19 protein-coding genes are annotated in these 24,098 nt (G+C 72.0%); 13 read left to right on the forward strand and 6 right to left on the reverse strand.

Annotated elements, in window-relative coordinates:
- Positions 1 to 12: 12 nt before the first annotated feature.
- From ABZS37_RS20365 to ABZS37_RS20390, 6 genes are all read left to right on the forward strand, one after another.
- Complete coding sequence (locus tag ABZS37_RS20365) at positions 13 to 1,575, forward strand: sugar transferase (RefSeq protein ID WP_355171064.1); 1,563 nt, start codon at positions 13 to 15, stop codon at positions 1,573 to 1,575.
- An 88-nt stretch (positions 1,576 to 1,663) separates the two neighbouring features.
- Complete coding sequence (locus ABZS37_RS20370; protein WP_355171066.1) at positions 1,664 to 2,629, forward strand: glycosyltransferase; 966 nt, start codon at positions 1,664 to 1,666, stop codon at positions 2,627 to 2,629.
- Positions 2,629 to 3,696, forward strand: a complete 1,068-nt coding sequence (locus ABZS37_RS20375; protein WP_355171068.1) for a glycosyltransferase — start codon at positions 2,629 to 2,631, stop codon at positions 3,694 to 3,696. Before ABZS37_RS20370 ends, ABZS37_RS20375 begins: the two co-directional genes overlap by 1 nt.
- A complete protein-coding gene (locus ABZS37_RS20380; protein WP_355171070.1) occupies positions 3,693 to 5,054 on the forward strand; it encodes an oligosaccharide flippase family protein in 1,362 nt (453 codons plus the stop codon). Before ABZS37_RS20375 ends, ABZS37_RS20380 begins: the two co-directional genes overlap by 4 nt.
- A gap of 1 nt (position 5,055) precedes the next feature.
- Positions 5,056 to 6,444, forward strand: a complete 1,389-nt coding sequence (locus ABZS37_RS20385) for an O-antigen ligase family protein (protein ID WP_355171072.1) — start codon at positions 5,056 to 5,058, stop codon at positions 6,442 to 6,444.
- Positions 6,445 to 6,501: 57 nt separating this feature from the next.
- On the forward strand, positions 6,502 to 6,642 hold the full coding sequence (locus ABZS37_RS20390; RefSeq protein WP_355171074.1) for a hypothetical protein: 141 nt from the start codon (positions 6,502 to 6,504) through the stop codon (positions 6,640 to 6,642).
- On the opposite strand, the gene ABZS37_RS20395 is transcribed toward ABZS37_RS20390, so the two are convergent.
- On the reverse strand, positions 6,639 to 8,816 hold the full coding sequence (locus ABZS37_RS20395) for a sialate O-acetylesterase (protein ID WP_355171076.1): 2,178 nt from the start codon (positions 8,814 to 8,816) through the stop codon (positions 6,639 to 6,641). The genes ABZS37_RS20390 and ABZS37_RS20395 overlap by 4 nt on opposite strands.
- 144 nt (positions 8,817 to 8,960) lie before the next feature.
- On the opposite strand from ABZS37_RS20395, the gene ABZS37_RS20400 reads away from it, so the two are divergent.
- The gene (locus ABZS37_RS20400) at positions 8,961 to 9,989 is read left to right on the forward strand and encodes an acyltransferase family protein (protein ID WP_355171078.1); all 1,029 of its coding nucleotides are present in this window, start codon (positions 8,961 to 8,963) and stop codon (positions 9,987 to 9,989) included.
- Here ABZS37_RS20400 and ABZS37_RS20405 read toward each other — a convergent pair.
- Positions 9,986 to 11,887 (reverse strand): trypsin-like peptidase domain-containing protein, encoded by a 1,902-nt coding sequence (locus ABZS37_RS20405; protein ID WP_355171080.1) that lies wholly within the window; start codon positions 11,885 to 11,887, stop codon positions 9,986 to 9,988. The genes ABZS37_RS20400 and ABZS37_RS20405 overlap by 4 nt on opposite strands.
- A gap of 141 nt (positions 11,888 to 12,028) precedes the next feature.
- Positions 12,029 to 13,642, reverse strand: a complete 1,614-nt coding sequence (locus ABZS37_RS20410; protein ID WP_355171082.1) for a hypothetical protein — start codon at positions 13,640 to 13,642, stop codon at positions 12,029 to 12,031.
- Between the two features lie 132 nt (positions 13,643 to 13,774).
- On the opposite strand from ABZS37_RS20410, the gene ABZS37_RS20415 reads away from it, so the two are divergent.
- The 6 genes from ABZS37_RS20415 to hutH all read left to right on the forward strand — a co-directional run bounded on the left by ABZS37_RS20415 (position 13,775) and on the right by hutH (position 21,776).
- Positions 13,775 to 14,626: a MurR/RpiR family transcriptional regulator gene (locus ABZS37_RS20415; protein WP_355171084.1), complete on the forward strand. Its 852-nt coding sequence runs from the start codon at positions 13,775 to 13,777 to the stop codon at positions 14,624 to 14,626.
- A gap of 15 nt (positions 14,627 to 14,641) precedes the next feature.
- The gene (gene hutU / locus ABZS37_RS20420) at positions 14,642 to 16,300 is read left to right on the forward strand and encodes a urocanate hydratase (RefSeq protein WP_355171086.1); all 1,659 of its coding nucleotides are present in this window, start codon (positions 14,642 to 14,644) and stop codon (positions 16,298 to 16,300) included.
- Positions 16,297 to 17,499, forward strand: coding sequence for an allantoate amidohydrolase (locus tag ABZS37_RS20425; protein ID WP_355171088.1), 1,203 nt, complete (start codon positions 16,297 to 16,299; stop codon positions 17,497 to 17,499). The genes hutU and ABZS37_RS20425 overlap by 4 nt, the downstream gene beginning before the upstream one ends.
- A gap of 199 nt (positions 17,500 to 17,698) precedes the next feature.
- Entirely contained in the window at positions 17,699 to 19,060 is a 1,362-nt protein-coding gene (locus ABZS37_RS20430; RefSeq protein ID WP_355171090.1) for a formimidoylglutamate deiminase, read from the forward strand.
- Complete coding sequence (hutI, locus tag ABZS37_RS20435) at positions 19,057 to 20,241, forward strand: imidazolonepropionase (RefSeq protein WP_355171092.1); 1,185 nt, start codon at positions 19,057 to 19,059, stop codon at positions 20,239 to 20,241. The genes ABZS37_RS20430 and hutI overlap by 4 nt, the downstream gene beginning before the upstream one ends.
- The gene (hutH, locus tag ABZS37_RS20440) at positions 20,238 to 21,776 is read left to right on the forward strand and encodes a histidine ammonia-lyase (protein ID WP_355171094.1); all 1,539 of its coding nucleotides are present in this window, start codon (positions 20,238 to 20,240) and stop codon (positions 21,774 to 21,776) included. Before hutI ends, hutH begins: the two co-directional genes overlap by 4 nt.
- A 31-nt stretch (positions 21,777 to 21,807) precedes the next feature.
- Here hutH and rdgB read toward each other — a convergent pair whose 3' ends face one another.
- The 3 genes from rdgB to ABZS37_RS20455 form a co-directional block, all read right to left on the reverse strand.
- A complete protein-coding gene (rdgB, locus tag ABZS37_RS20445) occupies positions 21,808 to 22,425 on the reverse strand; it encodes an RdgB/HAM1 family non-canonical purine NTP pyrophosphatase (protein ID WP_355171096.1) in 618 nt (205 codons plus the stop codon).
- 52 nt (positions 22,426 to 22,477) lie between these two features.
- Positions 22,478 to 23,203, reverse strand: a complete 726-nt coding sequence (gene rph / locus ABZS37_RS20450) for a ribonuclease PH (protein WP_355171098.1) — start codon at positions 23,201 to 23,203, stop codon at positions 22,478 to 22,480.
- Positions 23,204 to 23,283: 80 nt separating this feature from the next.
- Positions 23,284 to 24,027, reverse strand: a complete 744-nt coding sequence (locus tag ABZS37_RS20455; RefSeq protein ID WP_355171100.1) for an MBL fold metallo-hydrolase — start codon at positions 24,025 to 24,027, stop codon at positions 23,284 to 23,286.
- Positions 24,028 to 24,098: the final 71 nt, after the last annotated feature.

Consider the following 24,098-nt stretch of genomic DNA (forward strand, 5'->3'; position numbering starts at 1 on the left):
GGGAGGTCCATCATGTCCAGCCAGCCCGCGATGTGGCATCGTCCGGTACCGGCCGGTGACCGCGACGGCACGGCCACTGGCGCGCAGGGTGACGGTGAGGGGGACGACGAGGGGAGTCAGGGCGGGAGTCGCCCTCCCGCTCTCCCGTCTCCCGCGGACCGACGCTCGACCCAGCCTCCGCCCGAGGAGCACTACGCCCGCCCCGGGCTGGACACGACCGCCGTCCTCCCGTACGCCGGCTCGCGTGCTTCGACCCGGACCCGGTGGTTGCGGGCCTGGATGATGACCGCGCCGGTCGACGTCCTGGCGTTGCTGGCGCCTCTGCTGGTCACCCAGCAGTACTGGCGCGGAACCCTGGCCATGACGGCCCTGACCGTGACCGTCTTCGCCGCCGGCGGCCTCTACCGGGCACGACGGCACGTGAGCTTCCTCGACGAGGTGCCGAGCCTCTGCGGTCGCCTGTTGGCGGCAGGATCTGCGGTCGCCATCGTCGCGGCCATGCGTCACGAATCCGCCGAGTACGTCTTCAGCTTCACCCGGGGTGTCGCCGCATCGGCGGGTCTGGTGATCATCGGTCGGGCTCTCACCCGCGAGTTCGCCATCGTCGCCCGCAAGCGCCGGTGGGTCGAGCACAACGCGATCATCGTCGGCAGTGGGCCCACCGCCGTGGAACTCGCCCGGCTCCTGCGCCGCTACCCCCAGTACGGCCTACGCTTCGTGGGCTGCGTCGACACCCCCGCCTCGCCCGATCCGACCGCGCTGCCGCTGATCGGATCACTCGACGATCTCGACAGCCTCGTGCGGCTACGCGAGTGCGACGTGGTGATCGTCGCGGACGCGAGCTGCTCCGAGACCTCGCTCATGGAGCTCCTCTCCCGGCCCCGGACGGCAGAGTGCGACCTGTGGGCGGCGACCCCCCTCTGGGGGTCCCGTTCGCACGGTGATCACATCGGCGCGGTCCCGGTCGTCAGCATCGGCGACATCACCCTCTCCGGCCCGCAGTCGGCGCTCAAGCGCGCGTCGGACATCACGTTCGCCGCGGTGGCGCTGCTCCTGCTGAGCCCGGTGCTCATCGTCTGCGCGGTCGCCACACTCATCGACGGCGGCCCCGGCATCTTCTTCTACCAGGAGCGGATCGGCCGGCACGGCCGACCCTTCAACATCATCAAGTTCCGGTCCATGCGCCCCGTTGACGAGCACGAGTCGCAAACCAACTGGTCCATCGCCCACGACCAGCGGGTGGGGCCGATCGGTCGGATCATGCGCAGGACGTCTCTCGACGAGCTTCCGCAACTGTGGAACATCCTCCGCGGCGACATGAGCGTGGTCGGCCCCCGGCCCGAGCGCCCCTACTTCGTCGAGAAGTTCTCGGCCGAATACCCCCAGTACGCGATGCGGCACCGCGTCCCGGTCGGGCTCACCGGCCTGGCGCAGGTCAGCGGGTTGCGCGGCGACACCCCGATCTCCGACCGGGCGCGCTTCGACAACTACTACATCGAGAACTGGTCCCTCTGGCTCGACGTCAAGGTGGTGCTCCGTACGGTGACCGAGGTGTTCCGCGCCGGCGGCCGCTGATCCGCCCACGCACCTACACACCGCCGGGTCCGGCCAACGGCCGGGTCCGGCGGTGTGCCGGTCACACCCCCAACGCATGGAGAACGCAATGCCGAACGTATCCGTCGTGATTCCCACCACGGGCCGCCCCAGCGTCGCCGACGCGGTGCTCTCCGCACGCTCCCAGCAGGGCGCATCCGTACACATCGTGGTCGTCTGTGACACCCCGGACGTGCCGCAGACGGTACGGGACCTGGGGCAGCACATCGATCAGGTGGTCTGCACCGGTGGCGGCCGGCGCGGGTCGTACGCCCGCAACCTCGGGGTCACGCACGCCGTCCCGGGCAGCCACGTCGCGTTCCTGGACGACGACGACACCTGGCTGCCAACAAAGCTGGCGGCACAACTGCCGGCGCTGGAGCGCGTGGCAGCGGCCGGGTTCCGCCCCGTCGTGTCGTCCCGGATCCTGCAGCGCAAGGACGGCGCGGAGCCGCTGCCGACACCTGCCCCCGCCGAGGTGATCCCCGACGGCATGCTGCCGGAGGACTACCTGTTCCGCCGGCGTCACCTCGGCATCGGCCGGCAGTCGCTGCCCACGTCGACGCTACTGACGACGTACGAGTTGGCGACCGAGTGCCGCTGGGACGAGACGCTCCCCCGGCACCAGGACTGGGACTGGCTGGTCCGGGTCGCCCGCCTGCCCGGGGTGAAGATCGTCCAGGTCGAGGAGGCGACGGCCGTCTACACGGTGGGCAGCCCCGGGTCGATCTCCGCGGGCGCGGACTGGCGCACCTCGTGGCACTGGGCCCAGCGCTGGGAGGGAGTGTGGGCGCCGGGAACCTTCTCGGACTTCATCGCCGCCCAGACCCTCCGCTACGCTCTGCAGGCCCGAGACCGGGAAGGCGTACGGGAGATGGTGCGGGCGATCCGCCGCAACTCCCCCCCGTCCGCCCGCAACGCGGTGCTGGCGGCGCTCGGGCTCGTGCCCCGGTCGACCCTCGAACGGGTCGCCATGCGCAAATCGAAGGCCACCAGCAGCCCTACTCGACCGCTTGAGACCGAACGGCCACACTGATGCGTCTGCACTTCGTTCTGCCGCAGCTCGAACCGCTCTACGGCATGGAGCTGGCGGCAGCGCTGCTGATACGTGGCCTTCAGGCCCAGGGCGTAGAGGTCTCGGCCACCGTCGTGTCCCGCGGGGTCCCCGCCGAACTGGCCGACCTGTCCGTCGACACTCTCGGCCTCGGTTCCCGGATCACCCGGTTGATGGAGGCCGTTCCGCCGCTGAGGCGGCGCCTGCAGAACCTGGCACCGGACGTGCAGATCGTGGCCAGCGGCCTCTGGGGCAGCGTGCCCGTTGGTGCCGCCCTCGCCGGGTCCGGTCGCAGCTATGTCGCCTGGGAACACTCCCTGCTGCCGGAACGGCTACGGATCGACCGGCGGGTCCGGACGCTCGCCCGGTTCTCGCGGCTCAAGGGGCTGCGTCCACGGCTCGTGGTCGCCGTGTCCAACGGTGTCGCCCGCACGGTCCAGCAGCTCGCGCCGGGGCAGCCGGTGGTCACCATCACCAACCCGATGCCGCCCCGTCCATTCGTCGCCCCCCGCGAGGTGGTGGACCACCGGCGAATCAACCTCCTCACCACTGCCGCCTTCCGCCCGTACAAGAACCACTCCTGCGCCATCTCCGCGCTGGCCCTGCTGCCGGAGACGTACCACCTCACGCTCGCCGGCGACGGCGAGGAGCGGGAACTGCTGCACGCGAAGGCCCAGGAGTTGGGTGTGCAGCACCGGACGACGTTCCTGGGCCGGGTGCCGGGCGTCGCCCAGTTGCTCGCCGAGGCAGACCTCCTGGTCCACCCGTCCCGTGCCGAGACCTTCGGGTTCAGCCTGGTGGAGGCCGCCGAGGCGGGACTGCCGGTGGCGGCCCTCCCCGTGCCCGCGCTGGACGAGATGATCCCGACCTTCGTGCCTGGTGCGTTGGCAGCGGACACCTCACCGGCTGCCCTCGCCGACGCGGTGACCCGGCTGACCAATGCCCAGCGCCCCACCCTGACCGACTTCGAGAAGTCCTGGCATGCCCGCTGTGCCGCACTTGATCCCGCCGAGGTCAGCCGCCAGTGGGTGGAGGCGTTGCACCGGTGAGAGCGCCTCTCGGCGCGGTCGGCTCCGTCGAGCCGACCGCGCCCCGGCCACGGTCGCACCGGCGTCCCCCGAGCGGGCGCGACATCTTCCTGAAGCGGTCCGCGAAGTTCTTCACCGGTACGTTGCTGCGGACCCTCGCGCAGGGCGTGCTCTTCGTCCTGCTGGCCCGCGAGATGTCGATCGACACCTACGGACTTTTCGTCGGCGTCACCGCCCTCGTCGCCGTGGTCTCCCCGTTCGCGTCCGCCGGCGCACCGAGCCTGATCTTTCAGAGCTACGCCGAGGCCCCGAGCGAGTGGGCCCGCCACCTCACACGAGGCCTGGTCCTGACCGTCGTCTTCGGTGTGGGCGCCACCGTGCTGGTGAGCGCGGCCGGGGTGGCGATCTGGGGCAGCGAGGTCAGCGCGGTCGACATGCTCTGCCTCGCTGCCGCCGATCTCGTGGCCTGGCGGCTCATCGAGGCGGTGGCCGCGTCGGTGCAGGCCCGGGGCAAGGTCTTCGTCGCCTCGGTCATCCCCGCCCTGCTGCACGTGTTCCGGCTGGCCGGTGCGGTGGCCCTGGTCAGGGCGGACGAGCCGATCTCGCTGCGCCAGTGGGCCCTCACCGCGCTGGCGGTCTCCGCCGTGGTCTGCCTGGTGGCGATCTGGTACGGGCTGCGCGGTGGCGGCGGGGGGTCCTGGTCCGTGGGGCCAGCGCTCGGTCAGGCCCGGAGCGGACTGTTGTTCGCCGTCGGCCTTTCCGCCCAGACCGTCTACAACGACATCGACAAGGTCATGCTGTCCCGGATCGGCACCACAGAGGCGGCGGCGATCTACGCGGCCGCCTACCGGGTGGTGGACTTCGCGTACACGCCGGCCCGGTCGATGTCCGCGGTGGCCTATCCCCGCTTCTTCGAGGTCGGGCGCGAGGGCCCCAGGGCGGCGTTCGGGCTCGCCCGTCGCCTCCTGCCCCGCTTCCTGATGTTCAGCGTGCCGAGCAGCCTGCTGCTGGTCGCAATGGCCTGGACCATGCCGCTGATCTTCGGACCGGAGTACGAGGCGGCAACCCTGGCACTACAGGGCCTCAGCGCGATCCTGGTGCTGAAGTCGATCCACTACCTGGCTGCGGACGCCCTCTCTGGAAGTCGACTGCAGGGCCGTCGTACGGTGTGCCAGATCGCGGTGGGCATCTTCAACGCGGGGCTCAACGTTTGGCTCATCCCGGCCTACGGCTGGCAGGGCGCGGTCGTGTCCAGCCTGGTGTGCGACGCTCTGCTCGGCATCCTGCTGTGGGGGGGCCTCATCACCGCCCTGCGGCGCGACGCGCGCCGCGATCCCGTCGCCGAGCCGGCACCGGTACCTGACCGAGAAAGGGTCTGACGTGACCACCATCTTCGGTGTCCTACTGACCGTCGGTGGCATAGCGGTGACTCTGTGGTTAGTCCGGATCCGGCGGACGGTCGCCGCCGCCTTCGGCGACCCTGCGTCAGCGGTCGCTCTGGTCGGATTCGCGGTACTCACCAACGCCGCTCCGGCGCTCGCCGGTGACCGCAGCTCGGTACTGGTCGGCGTTCTGGTGGTCGGCTTGCTGGCCTGGCTGGTGCTCTCTGGCCGTGGCGTCCTGCGCGGCCCGTCCGACGTGTGGCTCCGGATCTCCTTGGCGATGGCTGGCGGGTTGCTCGCCTGGTGCGCCAGCATCGACGTCGTCACGGGCGCCGGGATCTACGGGTCGCGGTTGCCGGCGTACGGAGCGGCCGGGCTCCTGCTGCTCGCCGTCTGGTTGATGGCCGCACGCACCGCCGTGAGCGTCCGGGCGATGGCCTACACCGGGCTGGCGGTCCTGGCGCTGCTGACCATCCCGACCGCCGTGTACGGGCAGTCGTGGCGGGCTTGCACGGGCGGGAACCTGGAGAAGTGCTCCGTGGCCGGGGCACTGTTCAAGAGCTTTTACAACTCTGAGAACTACGCGGCGATGCTCGCGTCGTTCACTCTGGTCGCCGCGTTCTGCGCGATGCGCCGCGCCGAGCTGGTGGCGACGGCGTCGTTCTGCCTGCTGGTGATCGTCGCCACCGGCTCCCGCACCAGCTACCTGGCTATCGGGGCGGTGGGCGTCTGGATGCTGGGCGCACTGCTCGTGCAGCGCCTGCGTCCGCATCCGCGGATCCCTTTTGCGCTCTGCGTGGCGCTCGTCGTCGGCGCGCTGACAGCCGTCACGTACCTGATGTGGAGCGCGTCGAAGACCACGCTGAGCAACCGGGGCAACATCTGGATCGCGGCCCGCGAGTACATCAGCGGTCGAGAGGCCGTCGGCGTGGGCGTCTCGAAGTGGTACTACCTCCAGGACATCGGGGTGGCCCCGACCCACTTCTTCCACTCCGGGTACGTCCTGGTCATCTTCTCGGGCGGGTTGGTCGCGCTGACCCTGTTCGGTCTCTGGATGGCCACCCTCCTGCACCGGAGCGTCGAGGACGGGCAGGCGTTCACCGCCAAGGCGCCGGTCGTGCTCCTCATCGTCTACTCGTTCACCGAGGTCGTCTGGAACCCGCTGTCGGTGGACGGGCTGACCTGGATCGTCCTGCTGTTGGCCCTCACCGCGTCGGTGTCCGCGTCCCCGACCCGCGCTCCGGCACCGGGACCGGTGGACCTGGTGGACCGGCCTGGTCCGTTCGCCAGCCTCAGGTGGTTGAAGGGACGGCACGACGCTGCCGCCGCGCCCAGCGCCTCGGGTGGACCGCGCCGAGGGCACGCTGGGTTATCGGCGGCATCATGACGGTGCTGGCCCTCGCGTCAGTGGTTCTGCGCCCCTGACGACCGCTGTCCCGCGTTCGTGAACGGCGTGGTCGTGCGGCGGGACGCGTCACACATCACCAGCGAGTACGCCAGCAGCCTCGCACCCCTGTTGACCGCGGCTCTGCAGCCCTCGCTCGTCAAGGCGCTGGCTGCCCCCGCCGCCGTGCCTGGCGGCTAGACCCCAGCGATGGGGAGCCCCTGGAAGGCCAGCAGACCGACCCCGGTGGCGTTGACGCACCAGGGGCCGGCGTCGCCCCGGTAACTCAGCCCGGTAGCGCCGTCGGCCGGGCCGGACAGGCTCAGCACGAGCCGGCCTCCCTCGCGGAACTCGACACTGGTAACGGTGGCGGAGCTGCCGTCGATCGTGAAGTCGGTGCCGGCGCCGACCTGGACGGTCAGTGGGTCAGCGGTGCGGAGCTGGACGATCACCTCGGTGCGCCGCGCATCCGTGAAGGCGGCCGACCGGGGGTTCGGGGCAGCCACGCCCTGGCTGGGGCCACGGTGGATATCGCGGGCCGCCACGGCGAACGCCTGATCGCCCAACTCGCGGTAGCCCCGTTCCCAGGCGAAGTGGCACCCCTCCCGGCCAGTCAGGGCCGTGGTCGACAGCACCGTCACTCCCAGGGTGTCGGCCATCCGTCGCTGCGCCTCGCGCAGAGGGCCGCCGGAGGTGTCGCCGCACGGTGAGCCGCTCACCTGGACGACGTAGTACCGGGTGCCCCCGTCGACCCGGAAGCCGACCTCCCGACGCCAGTCACGCAGCAGTGCGGTGAACCCGGTGACATGCCCGACGGCGTCGTTGTCGTCGGCCTCACCCTGGTACCAGAACACCCCGCGTACCTCGCCGGCCACGTTGGCAGCGGTAAGCCGTTGCCGCAACCGGCCGTAGTTGGTGCGCAGATCACCGGGGTTGGCGTCGTTGCGCTGGAAGAACGACACCACCCTGCCGTTCTCCGCGCCGTTGATCAGGGCCACCGGCACCTGGTAGGTGTCCATGAGCCGGTGGGCCGCGCGGATCCCCCACTGACCAACCGAGCCGGGCTGCCGGATCGCATCCGAGACGGCGTAGTTCCAGGTACGGTCCGCGCCGGAGATGACCGGGTCCCCGGTGGTCGAGCCGAAGCTGCGGACGTACGGGGACTCCTCGCCGGTCGACGATCCCCGGTGACTGGACGCTACCGCGTTGGACTGGCCCTGGATGACGTACACGTCGCCGGACACCACGCCCTCCCACAGGGCGGCCCGCCGGGCGACGCCGTCGCCGAGCACGTGCAACTCGAACCGGTACTCCCGAAGCGCGGCGCTGATCCGCTGCCGGAACGCGAACTCCCCGCCGGCCGCGACGGGCACGGTCTCGTCCCAGCCGTCAGCTCCGCTGACGACCTTCAGGCGTACGGCCTTCACCCGTGGGTCGGTCGCCTTCCCCGCCACCGTCACGACGGCGCCGCCGGCCGCGTCCCGGGGGTACAACTGCCGGTCCCGAGGGTGCTGGCTGACTGTGAGCACCGACGAGCGGGCGTAGACCGTCAGCCTGCGTTGGGTATAGGAGCCAGCGTTGTCGGCAGTAGTCCAGTCCGGGTGGCCGGTGGTGGCATTCCCGATGCCAACTGACAGCGGCGCGGCCTTCGAGGTGAAGCCGTTGACCGCGAGCACCGTCTGCGGAGCGTTCGTGGCCGGGCGGGTGGCGGCGACCAGGTGCACCTGGAAGGAGCCGTACCCGATCGCCGGGTACACGTCGTCGTCGGCGTCGTAGCGGTCGGGTGTGGCGCCGGGAATCTGGCCGGAATTGGCCGGCCCGTAGGTGTTGGGCCACATCTCCAGATAACCCGTGAGACCGGTGCCGGTGGCCAGGCCCGCCGCGTTGGTGGCGACTTCCACATCGGCGATCCGTTGCCGGACGATCTGGCCGGCCCGGGTCGGCAGGCCGAGGCGCCGGGCGTCGGTCGTGAACGGCGACATGGCGGTCCACACCCACTGCGTACCGGTGGGACCGGTCAGCTCCAGGCAGTAGCCGATCCGGTCGAACCCGCTGGCCACGGCGGCGGTCCGGTCGAACGAGAGGGCCAGGGGCCGTTTGGGGTCGATCCGCTCGGGCAGGTCGAGCGCGCTGACGGGGGTGAAGCCGGCCATACCGTGCGCGTTGGCGGCACAGGTGGTGCCATCCACCGGCGCGGCGGGCGGCGGCGTGTTTTCGTCGGGTGCCGACCAGGCGGCCCGCGGCGCCCCGGTCTTCGACGGCGACCAGCCGAGCACGGGGATGGCCGCCAGGAGCAGGGCGACCACACCGAGACCGATCCAGGCCGGCCGGGGCACCGACCGGAGGCGCGCCCACGGAGGGTGGGGACGAGACACCCGGAGAACCTCCACTGTGTGGGCAGCGTGTCATGGCCAAGGTTAGGCGATGCGCCACACGTGGCAACGCCGGCACGAGGCTCACGCCGGGGCGGTGCCGATCCGGGGCGTAGGTCGGTAGTGCTGTCTGCGATGATGCCCGCCATGGCCGCAACGAGCACGACAACGGCGGCGGGTAACCGCTCCGCCGGTGTCGACCTCCTCCGGATCGTCGGAATCGCCGCGGTGGTCGTGGGCCACGTCTGGAGCGACAGCCTGACCCGCGCGTCCATCTATACCTGGCACGTCCCCGTGTTCTTCGTCCTGACCGGCTACTTCTGGTCGCCGGGGCGACCGCTGGGCGGGGAGTTGCGCAAGCGGTGGACCAGCCTGGGTGTGCCATACGTGACGTGGTTCCTGATCCTCGTCGCGGCACTGCTCGCTGCGGACGTCGCGACGGGCCAGGTCGCGCCCGGAACCTTCGGCGACGCGCTCTACGGCGGCACCGCCGCAGTCCGACCGTTCTCGGCCTTCTGGTTCGTCTCGGTGCTCTTCATCGCTGCGGTCGCGTTCCGGTGGCTGGAGCGGTGGCCGGCTGCGGTCGCCTGGACGGTGGCGTTGGTCGGCCTGGTCGCCGCGTACCTCGCCCCCGGCGTTGTCACGGCCGGCCCGCTCGGGATTTTCCTGGTCCCGGCGTGCCTGGTCTTCGTGCTGGCCGGGCGGCTGCTGCGACGGCTCCGTCCGCGCCTTCCCGCCAGCGCCGGTGCGGCGTCACTCTCGATCGGCGTGGGTTTCGTGCTCCTCGGCCTGAACCGGGACCTGGACATCAAATCCGGCAACTTCGGGTCCCCGGTGCTGGGGGTGCTGACGGCGATCATGATCAGCGCCGGTCTCATCCGGCTCGCGGAGGAACTCGACCTGCGCATCGGCGTACGGGCGTCGCGGGTGATCAGTCGGCTGTCCGCCTGCGGCATCGCCGTCGTGCTCAGTCACGCGGGCATCCTGTGGGTCCTGCAGACGCCGAGGGCGGGCGGAGTGATCGATCTGGTCGCGGCTCTCGTGGTCCCGTGGGTGTTCGCGTGGATCGTCATCGGCACGCCGCTGGGGCCGTGGTTGACCGGCACGCGTGTCGGCGGTCCCGCGCGGGCCGCCAGCGCCGTGGCGCCTCGGCCGGGCGCCGCGCAGACGTACTAGAAGCGGCTGTCGCGACGCCGGGCCAGGAGCATCGCCACCGCCACGACGACAGCGACGGCGAGCGCGCCACCGGCCGCGGCGATCAGCGGCACCGCCCAGCCGGATCCACTCGAATCGCCGCCGGACCCTCTGCTGTCGATGGCCGCCTGCCGGTACGACTGGGCCAGCAGGTTGGCCGGCGAACTCCGGGCGACCTCGTCGAATCGGGCGATGGCGGTCGACTCGTCTCCGGCGAAGTACGCGTCGAGACCGCCGCGGTACTGGTTGTCGGCCTCACCGAGCGAGTTGGTGACGCCGGCAGCTTCGAGCAGTCCGGTCATGGCAGAGACCGGCACGACGAGGCGGTTCGCCTTGTCGGGCCGCAGAACGTCGTTGTCGAGCATTCCAACGACCCGACCGCTCGCGTCGATGGCGATCCCGCCCCGGGAGTAGAGCCCGAGATCCTCGCTGATCCGGTACGGGTTGAGTGGGGTCGTGGTGTCGACCCCGGTCACGGTCACCGTCTTGGAGAACACGGTGTAGGTGGCGGCTCGGAAGCTGGTGTCGGTGGTGCCGTAGCCCAGGACGAGCAGTGACGTCTCCGGGCTGGTGGTGGCCGTGGCGTTCAACTCGGATGCGGGCAGGTTCGTCTGCTCGAGCTTGACCAGGGCGACGTTTCCCGCCTCGATCGGGAGGGCCCGGACGACGGCGCCGGGAATCGCGGGGCTGTCCGTCACCTCACCCTTGGCTACGTTGAGTTGCCCGTACAGCCGGGCCTCCGGCTGATCGTCGGCCTTCAGCCCGGTGAGGACCGCCGTGTTCACCCGGGCACGGGTGTAGGAGCTGATGTCCTTGGATTGCAGGCTGCCCGCGGTCACGAGTCGGTTGGCCACGGCGTTCAGAGCGCCACCGACCAGGACGTCCGGGGTGGGCTGCACGCACTGGGTGTTGCTGAGGACGTACCCCTCGTGTTGGACGACCACGCCGCTGCAGCGGCGGCTGAAGGTGACCGGCGCCTTGTCCAGCAGGGCGCCGTCCGCCTTGTTGCGGACGTACCCGGTGAACACGACCTCCACGAAGACCATGGACGGTCCCGCCACGGCCAGTGCGCGTTCCTCTGGGCTGCGCAGCGCGGCCTGCGCCCAGGGCTTGAGGCCGGGGGCGAGCGGGGTCGAGGCCGGAAACCCGGTGGACGTGGCTGTCGGAGAGGACTCCGGCCTGCCGGGTTCGTCCGAGGTTAGGGCCCAGATGCCGGCACCGCCACCCACGACGGCCACCAGGGCCAGCGCGGCGACGCCGGCCCAGAGGCCGGTACGCCGCTTGGGCGGCGGTGAGGGCTTGATCCGTCGCACGGGGGCGGCGTACGGGTCGTGCGTGGGTGCCTCGCCCGGCGGGCCGGACACGGTGGCCGGCATCGGGAAGGCGCCGGTGCCGGCGGCGGGCGAGGCAGGTGCGCTCGACGCTGGCACGGCCGAGACAGGATGCGGAGCCAAGGCGGGCGGCTGGGTCGGTATCGCGGCTGCCTGCACCGCCCATGGGGCGTGCGGCATGTCGACGACGGGCTGCGGGACACCTGACACCGGCTGCGGCACGCCCGACACCGGCTGCGGTATGCCCGACACAGGCTGGGGAGGGGCGGAGACGGGCCGGGGCGCGGCGGGCACCGGTTGGTACTCCACGCCGAGCGCCCGGAACAGCTTCTCCGCGCCCGGCCCGGCTTCGGCGGAGTACGCCACCCAGGGTGCGGCGGCCGAGAAGTCGGCGTAGGTGATCGGGGGCCCATCGGGCGACTGAGCGAGCGCGTTCGCGACCTCGGCGAAGGCCTCCCGCCAACCGGGAGCGGCCGCAACGGTCGCATCCAGCACCGCCACACTCACGAACCGACCTTGCTCGTCGATGGCGGCCCATGCCTTCCCCACCGGTGAACCGCCCAGCAAGTGGGTGAACCTGTAGGGGCCTTCCGGCTGCATACCAACTCCTCCGCTCGACCGCCAGGCGCATGGTACCGACCGATGCCACAGTCAGTCGCCCGGCGGTGACCCCTCCGCTCGTCGACGCCGTTACCTCTTGCTGATCACGACCACTGGCTCCGGTCCGGTTGTGACCTGTTGCACTCGATACTCGGCGAGCGCGGTCTGCCACGTCGGTTCACTCGGGTGGGTGTAGGTACGGACCAGCCAGACCCGGGTGCCGGGAGGCTGCGTCGCGGCCCGCGCCAGGACCTCGTCGAGGGCGTCCCGGACGGACCGCACGTCACCGCGAGAGGGGCCCGGGAGAATCACGTCGGTGCGGGTGGGCATGGTGACGGTCCAGCCGACGGTGCCGGAGACCGGTGCGACCAGCTGGAGGGGATCGTGGTCGGAGTAGAGCGTGAACCCGAACCAGGCGGGCCCGCTGACCACGACGAGGTCGTTGGGGCCCTTGTGCGCTGCGACGTACCTGGTCGCCGATCCGATGTCGGTCACCGCCTGGTGCGCGCGCCAGACGCCGGGTTCATCGCCGTCGAAGCGGAACCAGCGGTGGTTGACGGCGGCGAAGCTGACGATCAGGACGGCGCAGGTCGCGGCGACCACCACGCTCGGCGGGAGCCTGGGCAGTCCTCGGCGCGCCAGTACGACGGCCAGGTCGGCCAGACCGACGACGCCGATCCCGGCCACCATTCCCATCGACACGATCAGGAAGTGGGACGTACGCGGGTCGAGCAGTGGGTAGATCCCCGCGACGCCCAGCCCGATGGCCGCCACCGGCAGCAGGAGAACGGCGAGGGCCGGGGCGGCGTGTCCGCGCCCGAACAGGGTGAGCACGCCGAGCACGAGCAGCACGGCGAGGACTGGCAACGGTACGCCGAGCAACGGCCGCACGATGTCGAGCTGCCTCGCGAGGTGTCCGGGTAGTTCGGCGATGCTCGGGAGGAAGGCGTTCCAGTAGTCACGCATCGCGTCGTTGTTGCCCCGGGCGGACACACCAAAGTAGACGGCGGCCGCGAGCCCACCGGCGACCAGACCGGCGACGGTCGCCTCCACCGCCCTCCCCCACTGCCGGCGCAGGGCGACGGAGAGCAGCAGCCCACCGAGTACGCAGACCGCGACGATGACGGTCGTGTGACTGAGCAGCATGCCGAGGCCCACCGCGGCCGCCGTCACCGCGAGCCGTGCACGGGACCAGGAGCGTTCCGTCCACGCGGCCAGGGCCAGCAGGCACACCGCCACGGCGGCGTCCGCCGTGTACTGCTTCAGGTCGTGGCGGGTCTGCTGGACCGGCAGGAGCAGGACGGTGAGGCCGGTGACGACACCGATGAGGATGCCCTGGGCACGATCGCGGCCTAGCCACCGGCCAAAGAAGTAGGCCGCGACAACGGTCAGCAGTTGAAAGCCCAGGGGTACGACCCGGAGGTAGTCGATGTCTGGGACCAGCCTTAGCAGGAAGGTCCAGCCGATCGGGCTCGAGGAGGTCGTCACCGGCAGGTCGGCGACGGGGAAGCGTACCGAGAGCGCGACCCAGGCCTCGTCACCCCAGTACTGGGCGGTCAGCCACGATCGGATGTCGTTGACGGCGAAGAAGGCCCCGATCAGGGCGATGACCGGTACCGCATCACCTACCGCCGTCCGGAGGCGGCGGCGGCCCGGTGCCGAGTGGTCGGCGGCGTGAACGGGCGGGTTCTCGACTGCGACCACGACGCTCCTTCTCGCTACGCATTCCTGCTCGCGCTGGGCCGCCCGCATGCTACGAGTTGCGCCGGCTGAACGAGGCACGGGGGTGACCCTGGAGCGGTTGTCTATGAAAGTTTCTATGCATAGAGTCAGCTCATGAATGAGGGAACTGACGCGGCACCCGCTGACCGGGTGCTCGACCTGTTCCAAGGGGTGCGGCTCACCCCCACCCAGCGCCGGATCGCGCACTGCCTCGTGCAGCACGCCCCCGCCGTGGCGTACCTGTCCGCCGCCGAGGTCGCCGACCTGGCCGGGGTCAGCCAGCCGTCGGTCACCCGGTTCGCCGTCGCGCTCGGCCACGACGGCTACCCGGCCCTGCGCCGCCGGTTGCGTGACCTGACCACCGCCGCTCCCGGCGGGTCGGCGGACGGCGGCAACGAACTCCAGCAGGCGGTACGCGCGGAGATGAGCAACCTGGACCGGCTGGCCGGTCAGCTCGCCGACCGGGACCGGATCGCCGAGATTGGGCGCCTGCTCGCGGAGAGCCGCCCACTGCCGGTGCTCGGCCTGCGCGCCGCCGCGCCACTGGCCGCGTACTTCGCCTATTTCGCGGCCAAGGTGCACCCGGACGTGCGGGTGCTCGACGACGGCGGCAGCCTGCTCACCGACCGCCTGGAGCAGGCTGCCGAGGCCGGTGCGTCCGCCGTGCTCGCCTTCGTGCTGCCCCGCTACCCCCGGGAGACCCTGGACGCGCTGCGCGACGCCCGCGCCGCCGGGCTGACCGTGGTGGCGATCACCGACTCACCGGTGAGCCCGGCCACCGAGCACGCCGACGTGGTGCTTCCCGCGGCGGTCGGCGCGCAGCTCGTCTTCGACCTGCACACCGCCCCGATGACCCTGGCCATGGTGCTGTTGCAGGCGATCTGCGACGCCGCGCCGGCCGACACCCAGCGCCGACTGGAGGCGTTCGAAGCCTCCGCGGCCCGCCGACAGTTGTTCCTCGGTTGACCGGAGGAGACCAAGATGACCCAGCCCGTCCGTGCCGCTCGGGGCAGCCAGCTCACCACCCGCGGGTGGCCGCAGGAGGCCGCCCTGCGGATGTTGATGAACAACCTCGACCCCGAGGTGGCCGAACGCCCCGACGACCTGGTGGTCTACGGCGGCACCGGCAAGGCGGCGCGGGACTGGCCGTCGTACCACGCGTTGGTCCGCACGCTGACCGACCTGCGCGAGGACGAGACGATGCTGGTGCAGTCGGGCCGTCCGGTCGGTGTCATGCGTACCCACGAGTGGGCGCCCCGGGTGCTGCTGGCCAACTCCAACCTGGTCGGCGACTGGGCGACCTGGCCGGAGTTCCGACGGTTGGAGCAGCTCGGCCTGACCATGTACGGGCAGATGACCGCCGGTTCGTGGATCTACATCGGCACCCAGGGCATCCTCCAGGGCACCTACGAGACGTTCGCGGCCGTCGCGGCCAAACGGTTCGCGGGCACCCTCGGGGGCACGCTGACGCTGACGGCCGGCTGCGGTGGGATGGGCGGCGCGCAGCCGCTCGCGGTCACCATGAACGGCGGCGTCTGCCTGATCGTCGACGTGGACCGGACCCGCCTCGACCGGCGGGTGCACGATCGCTACCTGGACGAGGTGGCCGACTCCCTGGAGGACGCGATCGAGCGGGTCAGCGCGGCGAAGCGGGATCGCCGGGCACTGAGCGTCGGCGTCGTCGGCAACGCCGCCGAGGTCTTCCCGGAGCTGCTGAGCCGTGGCGTCGAGATCGACATCGTGACCGATCAGACCAGCGCGCACGACCCACTGGCGTACCTGCCGGTGGGGGTGGAGCTGGCCGACGCCCGTGACTACGCGGCTGCGAAGCCGGCCGAGTTCACCGACCGGGCCCGGGCGTCGATGGCGACGCACGTCGAGGCGATGGTCGGCTTCCTCGACGCCGGCGCCGAGGTGTTCGACTACGGCAACTCGATCCGGGGCGAGGCGCAGCTCGGCGGCTACGAGCGCGCCTTCGACTTCCCCGGCTTCGTGCCCGCGTACATCCGGCCGTTGTTCTGTGAGGGTAAGGGCCCGTTCCGGTGGGCGGCGCTCTCCGGCGACCCGGCCGACATCGCGGCCACCGACCGGGCCATCCTGGAGCTGTTCCCGGAGAACGAGTCCCTGGCCCGCTGGATGCGGCTGGCCGGCGAGCGGGTCGCCTTCCAGGGCCTGCCGGCCCGGATCTGCTGGCTGGGCTACGGCGAGCGGGACAAGGCGGGTGTGCGGTTCAACGAGATGGTCGCCTCCGGCGAACTCTCCGCCCCGGTCGTGATCGGCCGGGACCACCTGGACACCGGCAGTGTCGCCAGCCCGTACCGGGAGACCGAGGGGATGGCCGACGGCTCCGACGCGATCGCGGACTGGCCGCTGCTCAACGCCCTGGTCAACACAGCCAGCGGCGCGTCCTGGGTGTCCATCCACCAGGGCGGCGGCGTGGGCATGGGCCGATCGATCCACGCTGGACAGGTCTGTGTGGCCGACGGCACCGCGCTGGCCGGGCAGAAGATCGAGCGGGTGCTCACCAACGACCCGGCGATGGGCGTCATCCGGCACGTCGACGCCGGCTACGAGATCGCCCGCGAGGTCGCCGACCGCACCGGGGTCCGGGTGCCGATGGCGGAGGGCGGTGCCGCGTGAGCGACGACCTTGCCAGCCGGTTCCGGGGGTTGTGGGACGAGATCGCGCCGGTCGGACGGGACGCCGACAGTGGTGGCTACCTGCGGTACGCGTTGACCGAGCCGGAGCTGGAGCTGCGGGCCTGGTTCCGCGCGCAGGCCGAGCAGCGCGCCATGCCGGTCACCGAGGATGGCAACGGCAACCTCTTCGCCCACTGGGGTGACCCGGAGGCCTCCGACGCGGTGCTCACCGGCAGCCACTTCGACTCGGTGCCGCACGGCGGGGCGTACGACGGGCCGCTCGGCATCGTCAGCGCGTTCCTCGCCGTGGATGAGCTTCGCGCCGCTGGCGTCACCCCGATCCGGCCGCTGGTGCTGGCCGCGTTCGTCGAGGAGGAGGGTGCGCGCTTCGGCGTACCGTGCCTGGGGTCGCGGCTGCTCACCGGGGCGCTGCCCGCCGAGCGCGCGGCCGGCCTGCGCGACGTGGCCGGGGTGAGCTTCGCCGAGGCGCTCGGCGACGGGCCGGCGGGCGCCCGCCCGGAGTTGCTGGCCCGGTTCGGCGCCTTCGTGGAGTTGCACGTCGAGCAGGGCCGCGCGCTCGCCGAGATGGACACGCCGGTCGCGGTGGCCAGCGCGATCTGGCCGCACGGTCGATGGCGCTTCGAGGTCGTCGGCGAGGGCAACCACGCGGGTACCACCCGGATGGCCGACCGCCGCGACCCGATGCTCACGTACGCGTTCACGGTGCTGGCGGCCAACAAGGAGGCCCGGCTGCGCGGCGCGCACGCCACCGTGGGCCGGGTCGCCGTCGAACCCAACGCCACCAACGCGATCCCGTCGAAGGTGACCGGCTGGCTGGACGCCCGGGCCGCCGACCCGCAGACCCTGGCCGGGCTGGTCGACGCGGTGCGGGGCAAGCTCGCCGAACGGGCCCGGCGCGACGGTACGGAGGTGACCGTCACCGAGGAGTCGGCCACCCCGCTGGTCTCCTTCGACGGCGGGCTGGCCAAACGGCTGGCCACGCTGCTCGACGCGCCGGTGCTGCCCACCGGCGCGGGGCACGACGCCGGGGTGCTCGCCGCGCACCTGCCCACCGCGATGCTCTTCGTCCGCAACCCGACCGGGGTGTCACACTCCCCCGCCGAGGCGGCCACCGACGACGACTGCGCCGCCGGGGTACGGGCACTGGCCCGGGTGATCGAGGAGCTGACATGCAGGTGAACGCTGACCTGCGGCTCTGCGTGGTGGCGAGCCGGTCGCCGGGTGGCACGGATCTACGGCGTCCGGGTGTGCGGGGTCCCCGGAGCGGCGGTGGTCGGTACCTCCTGTCGTCCTTTGGAGCTGATGTCGCAAACGAATCAGCCGGAACGCCGCAGCCGCTGATAACGCAGACGATTCAGCTCCAAAGGAGGCGAGGAGCATGACCACCTCCCGCTGGCTCGCCGAGTACGCCTGGCTGCCCGAGCACGCCGAACCCACTCCCGACGTGCTGATCGAGACCGACGGAGGGCGGATCACCGGCGTGACGCCGCTGACCGCCGGGAGTCGGCCACCGGCCGGGGTCGAGGTGTACGCCGACGCCGTGCCACTGCCCGGGCTGACCCTGCCCGGGCTGTCCAACGTGCACTCGCACGCCTTCCACCGGGCGCTGCGCGGGCGTACCCACGGCGGTCGGGGCGACTTCTGGACCTGGCGCGACCAGATGTACGCCATCGCGGACCGGCTGGACCCGGACACCTACCTCGCCCTGGCCCGGGCCGTGTACGCCGAGATGGCGCTGGCCGGCATCACCTGCGTGGGCGAGTTCCACTACCTGCACCACCGGCCCGACGGCGGCGCCTACGACGACCCGAACGCGATGGGCGCGGCGCTGGTGGAGGCCGCCGCGCATGCCGGGATCCGACTCACCCTGCTGGACGCCTGCTACCTGACGTCCAGCGTGGACGGACAGGCCCTCGCCGGACCGCAGCGCCGCTTCGGCGACGGCGACGCGGCCCGCTGGGCCGAGCGGGCGGCGGCGTTCCAGCCGACGGACTCCCACGCACGGGTCGGCGCGGCCGTGCACTCGGTGCGGGCGGTCCCGGCCGATCAGCTCCGCACGGTTGCCGACTGGGCCCGGGAGCGGCAGGCACCGCTGCACGTGCACCTCTCCGAGCAGCCCGCCGAGAACGACGAGTGCCGGGCCGTGCACGGGCGTACGCCCACCGCGCTGCTCGCCGAGCACGGCGTGCTCGGGCCGGGCACCACCGCCGTGCACGCCACCCACCCGACCAGCGCCGACCTGACGCTGCTCGGCGAGAGCCGGACCGGGGTGTGCCTCTGCCCGACCACCGAGCGGGACCTCGCCGACGGGATCGGCCCGGCCCGGCGGATGGCCGACGCGGGGATCCGGTTGAGCCTGGGCAGCGACAGCCACGCGGTGATCGACCTGTTCGAGGAGGCCAGGGCGGTGGAGCTGGACGAGCGGCTGCGCACCCGCCGCCGCGGCCACTTCGCGCCGGTCGACCTGTTGACGGCGGCCAGCGCCGCCGGGCACGCCGCGTTGGGCTGGGCCGACGCCGGAAGGATCGCGGTCGGTGCCCGCGCCGACCTGGTGACGGTACGGCTGGACAGCGCCCGCACCGCCGGAGTGCCGCCGCTGGGCGTGTTCTTCGCGGCGTCGGCGGCGGACGTCGAGCAGGTCGTGGTGGACGGCCGGGTGGTGGTGGCCGAGGGCCGGCACCTGACCGTGGATGTGCCGGCCGAGTTGTCGGCGGCCATCGAGGCGGTGCTGCCCGCATGAGCAGTCTGCTGGTCGACAACATCGGGGAGCTCGTCACCAACGGTGCCGGCGAGGGCCCGCTGGGCATCCGCCGCGACGCGGCCGTGCTGGTCGAGGAGGGCAAGGTGGCCTGGGTCGGGCCGTCCGCGTCCGCGCCGTCCGCCGACCGACGGGTCGATGCCGATGGGGCCGCCGTGCTGCCCGGCTTCGTGGACAGCCACGCGCACCTGGTCTTCGCCGGTGACCGCGCCGCCGAGTTCGCCGCCCGGATGGCCGGCCAGCCGTACACCGGCGGTGGCATCCGGACCACGGTCGGCGCGACCCGGGCCGCCACCGACGACGAGCTACGGGCCACCGTGCGCCGGCTGCGCGGGGAGGCACTGCGCCAGGGCACCACGACCATGGAGATCAAGAGTGGGTACGGGCTGACCGTCGCCGACGAGGCCCGCTCGCTGCGGATCGCCGCCGAGGCCAGCACCGAGACAACCTTCCTCGGCGCGCACGTGGTGCCCGCCGAGTACGCCGACCGCCCCGACGACTACGTCGAGCTGGTCTGCGGGCCGATGCTGGCCGCCGCCGCGCCGCACGCGAAGTGGGTCGACGTGTTCTGCGAGCAGGGCGCCTTCGACGTCGACCACACCCGGGCCATCCTGGCCGCCGGTCAGGCCGCCGGGCTGGGCGTACGCATCCACGCCAACCAGCTCGGCCCCGGCCCGGGGGTGCAGCTCGGCGTGGAGCTGGACGCGGCCAGCGTCGACCACTGCACCCACCTCAGCGACGCCGACGTGGCCGCGCTGGTCGGCACGGCCCACAGCGACGGGTCGGGGACCCGCACGGTGGCGACCCTGCTGCCCGGTGCCGAGTTCTCCACCCGCTCGCCCTACCCGGACGCCCGCCGGCTGCTCGACGCCGGTGTCACCGTGGCGCTGGCCACCGACTGCAACCCCGGCTCGTCGTACACCTCGTCCATGCCGTTCTGTGTGGCCCTGGCGGTCCGCGAGATGCGGATGACACCGGCGGAGGCGGTCCGGGCCGCGACGCTGGGCGGCGCGCGGGCGCTACGCCGCGACGACATCGGCGTGCTCACCCCCGGCGCTCGGGCCGACCTGATCGTGCTGGACGCGCCGTCGTACCTGCACCTGGCCTACCGGCCCGGTGTCCCACTGATCCGCCAGGTCCTGCTCAACGGAGTGCCGCAATGACGACCGTGACCATCCAGCCCACCGGAATCTCCGCCGACGACGTGCTCGCGGTCGCCCGCGGCACCGCCAAGGTCGTCCTCGACCCGGCCACCATCGACGCCATGGCGACCAGCCGGGCCATCGTCGACAGCATCGAGTCGTCCGGCCGCCCCGTCTACGGGGTCTCCACGGGCTTCGGGGCGCTGGCCAACACCTTCATCGCCCCGGAGCGACGGGCCGAGCTGCAACACGCGCTGATCCGCTCGCATGCCGCCGGGGTGGGTGCCCCCATGCCGCGTGAGGTGGTCCGGGCGATGATGGTGCTGCGCGTACGGTCTCTCGCCCTGGGCCGCTCCGGGGTCCGCCCGCTGGTCGCCGAGGCCCTGATCGACCTGCTCAACCACGACATCACCCCCTGGGTGCCGGAGCACGGTTCACTGGGTGCCTCCGGCGACCTGGCACCGCTGGCGCACTGCGCGCTGGTGCTGCTCGGTGAGGGCTGGGTCCTCGGCCCGGCCGGCGAGCGGCAGGACGCGGCCGACGCGCTGACCGCCGCCGGGATCAAGCCGATCGAGCTGGCCGCCAAGGAGGGGCTGGCGCTGATCAACGGCACCGACGGCATGCTCGGCATGCTGCTGCTGGCCATCCACGACGCGGCGCACCTGTTCGCCATGGCCGACGTGACCGCCGCGCTGGCCATCGAGGCGATGCTCGGCTCGGAGCGGCCGTTCCTGCCCGAGCTGCACGCCATCCGGCCGCACCCCGGCCAGGCGGCATCGGCGGCGAACATCCACCGGCTGCTGCAGGACTCCCGGGTGATGGACTCACACCGCGACGACCTGGCGCACGCCGTGCAGGACGCATACTCAATGCGCTGTGCGCCGCAGGTTGCCGGCGCGGCCCGGGACACCCTGGACTTCGTCCGCACGGTCGCGGGTCGGGAGCTGGTGTCCGTGGTGGACAACCCGGTGGTGCTGCCGGACGGCCGGGTCGAGTCGACCGGTAACTTCCACGGCGCGCCGCTGGGCTTCGCCGCGGACTTCCTCGCCATCGCCGCCGCCGAGGTGGGCGCGATCGCCGAGCGCCGGGTGGACCGGCTGCTCGACGTCACCCGCTCCCGGGAGCTACCGGCGTTCCTCTCCCCCGACGCCGGGGTGAACTCCGGGCTGATGATCGCCCAGTACACGGCGGCGGGGATCGTCGCCGAGAACCGGCGACTGGCCGCCCCGGCCTCGGTGGACTCGCTGCCCACCAGCGGCATGCAGGAGGACCACGTCTCGATGGGCTGGGCCGCCGCCAAGAAGCTGCGCACGGTGCTGGACAATCTGACCAGCCTGCTCGCGGTGGAGCTGCTGGCCGGCGTACGCGGCCTTCAGCTGCGCGCCCCGCTGGAGCCGTCGCCGGCCGGCCGGGCGGCGGTCGCCGCACTGGGCGGGGCGGCCGGACAGCCAGGCCCGGACGTGTTCCTCGCCCCGGTGATGGAGGCGGCCCGCGCGGTGCTGGCCGGCCCGGAGCTGCGCGCCGCCATCGAGCGGGAGGTCGGCCCGCTCGGCTGATCTCCGCGGGGTCGCTGTCGTCCGCCGCGGGTCAGGCGGCGGGCGGCAGCACCTTGGCAACCAACTTGGCCAGCTCGCGCAGCGCCTTGCCGCGGTGGCTGATCGCGTCCTTCTCCGTCGGGGTCAGCTCCGCATTGGTCCGGTCCTGCCCGTCGCCCAGGAAGATCGGGTCGTAGCCGAACCCACCATCACCGCGCGGAGCACGCAGCACCCGCCCGGACTGCCGGCCGTCGACGAGGTGCTCCTTGCCGCCGGGCAGCACCAGGGCCACCGTGCAGACGAACGAGGCCGCCCGGTGCTCGTCGGGCACGTCGGCGATCTGGTCCAGCACCAACTGAAGGTTGGCCCGGTCATCGCCGTGCTGGCCGGACCACCGGGCGCTGAACACCCCCGGCATCCCGTTGAGTGCGTCGACCGCGAGCCCGGAGTCGTCAGCGATGGTCAGAAGCCCGCTCTGACGGCACCCCTCCCGTGCCTTGATCAGCGCGTTCTCGCCGAAGGTCAGGCCGGTCTCCGGCAGCTCCGCGTACTGCTCGACGTCGTCCAGGCCGAGCAGGGCGATCCGCTGCGCGCCGAGCGCGCCGTCCAGGATCCGCTGGAGTTCCACCAGCTTCTTCCGGTTACGGGTGGCGAGCAGGACCTTGTTCATGCTGAACCACCTTTGTTCGCGACTGCGGGGCTCGCAAGCTCACTCCTCGCGCTCACGAGAGAACCTTCCGCTGGGCTTCGGCCAGATCCGCGCACCCGGCGACGGCCAGGTCGAGCAGACTGTCGAGCTGCTCCCGGGCGAACACGCCCGCCTCACCGGTGCCCTGCACCTCGACGAAGTCACCCGCACCGGTGCACACCACGTTCATGTCCACCTCGGCGACGACGTCCTCCTCGTAGCAGAGGTCAAGCCGCGCCTCGCCGGCGATGATCCCCACACTCACCGCGGCCACCGACCGGTGCATCACCTTCTCCGGCTTGCCGGCCAACGCCTTGCGGGCGGCCAGCCAGCCCACCGCGTCGTGCAACGCGACGTACGCGCCGGTGATCGCGGCGGTCCGCGTGCCGCCGTCGGCCTGGAGCACGTCGCAGTCGAGCACCACCGAGTTCTCGCCGAGCGCCTTGAGGTCGATGCTGGCCCGCAGGCTGCGGCCGATCAGCCGGGAGATCTCGTGAGTGCGGCCACCGACCCGGCCCTTGACGCTCTCCCGGTCGGAGCGGGTGTTGGTGGCCCGGGGCAGCATCGCGTACTCGGCGGTCACCCAGCCGAGCCCGGAGCCCTTACGCCAGCGGGGCACCCCCTCGGTGACGCTCGCCGTGCAGAGCACCCGGGTGCCGCCGAACTCGACGAGCACCGAGCCCTCCGGATGGGTGCTCCAGCCTCGGGTCAGGGTCACCGGTCGAAGTTGAGAGGGCCCTCGCCCGTCAGGTCGCGCCATGCCTGCACCCTATGCGGTGCGGTGGTCCACCTCGCTCGGGGTGTCCCGACCAGACTCCGCGCCGGGCACGCGGTGCTGGGTCAGACGTCGTAACTCGCGCCGGGGCGGACCACGTCGATCGGCCCGGTGTACGCGGCGGCGGCCGACTCCAGCGTGTGCGCCTCGCTGCCCCAGGCGGCCACCAGATGGGTGAGCAGCAGCCGACCCACCACGGCCTTGGTCGCCGTCTCGCCGGCCTCCCGGCCGGTCAGGTGCAGATCCGGTGGATTGTCCACACCGTCGAGGTAACTGGCCTCGCAGAGGAAGACGTCGGCGTTCTGGGCCAGCCGCAGCAGCGCGTCGCACAGCGCCGTGTCCGACGAATAGCACAGCGACCGACCGCTGTGCTCCAGCCGCACACCGTACGTCTCGACGGGGTGGTTGACCCGGTCGACGGTGACCGTGAACGGCCCGATCGGGAAGGTGCCCGGCTCCAGCGCGTAGAACTGGTAGACGTCCTCCACCGTACCGTCGTCGCCGTACGCGGCGCTGAGCCGGTCCGGTGCACCGGAGGGCGCGTACACCGGCAGCGCCGGGTAGGGGCCGTCCGGGGCGTACCGGCGGACCACCACGTACGACACGGCGTCGAGGATGTGATCGCAATGCAGGTGGGTCAGCAGGATCGCGTCGGGGGCGTGCAGCCCCGCGTACCGCTGGAGGCTGGACAGCGACCCTGAGCCGAAGTCGACCAGGAGCCGAAAACCGTCGGCCTCGACCAGGTAGGCCGAGCAGGGCGACTCGGGGCCGGGAAAACTGCCGGCACATCCAAGGACGGTCAGTCGCATCGAGTTGTCTCGCTGTCACTGTCAGTAGCATCCATGCCGGCCATCGCCCCAGTCATGATCTCCACCGACGC

Source organism: Micromonospora sp. NPDC005413 (genome assembly GCF_040606435.1).
Taxonomy (GTDB): Bacteria; Actinomycetota; Actinomycetes; order Mycobacteriales; family Micromonosporaceae; genus Micromonospora.

What these genes read in the sequence shown, in the direction of transcription:
- rph (WP_355171098.1), bottom strand. Translation starts at nt 23,203, where the DNA reads ATGGCGCGACCTGACGGGCGAGGGCCCTCTCAACTTCGACCGGTGACC.
- ABZS37_RS20455 (WP_355171100.1), bottom strand. Translation starts at nt 24,027, where the DNA reads ATGCGACTGACCGTCCTTGGATGTGCCGGCAGTTTTCCCGGCCCCGAG.
- rdgB (WP_355171096.1), bottom strand. Translation starts at nt 22,425, where the DNA reads ATGAACAAGGTCCTGCTCGCCACCCGTAACCGGAAGAAGCTGGTGGAA.
- ABZS37_RS20375 (WP_355171068.1), top strand. Translation starts at nt 2,629, where the DNA reads ATGCGTCTGCACTTCGTTCTGCCGCAGCTCGAACCGCTCTACGGCATG.
- ABZS37_RS20400 (WP_355171078.1), top strand. Translation starts at nt 8,961, where the DNA reads ATGGCCGCAACGAGCACGACAACGGCGGCGGGTAACCGCTCCGCCGGT.
- hutH (WP_355171094.1), top strand. Translation starts at nt 20,238, where the DNA reads ATGACGACCGTGACCATCCAGCCCACCGGAATCTCCGCCGACGACGTG.
- hutU (WP_355171086.1), top strand. Translation starts at nt 14,642, where the DNA reads ATGACCCAGCCCGTCCGTGCCGCTCGGGGCAGCCAGCTCACCACCCGC.
- ABZS37_RS20370 (WP_355171066.1), top strand. Translation starts at nt 1,664, where the DNA reads ATGCCGAACGTATCCGTCGTGATTCCCACCACGGGCCGCCCCAGCGTC.
- hutI (WP_355171092.1), top strand. Translation starts at nt 19,057, where the DNA reads ATGAGCAGTCTGCTGGTCGACAACATCGGGGAGCTCGTCACCAACGGT.
- ABZS37_RS20365 (WP_355171064.1), top strand. Translation starts at nt 13, where the DNA reads ATGTCCAGCCAGCCCGCGATGTGGCATCGTCCGGTACCGGCCGGTGAC.
- ABZS37_RS20430 (WP_355171090.1), top strand. Translation starts at nt 17,699, where the DNA reads ATGACCACCTCCCGCTGGCTCGCCGAGTACGCCTGGCTGCCCGAGCAC.
- ABZS37_RS20415 (WP_355171084.1), top strand. Translation starts at nt 13,775, where the DNA reads ATGAATGAGGGAACTGACGCGGCACCCGCTGACCGGGTGCTCGACCTG.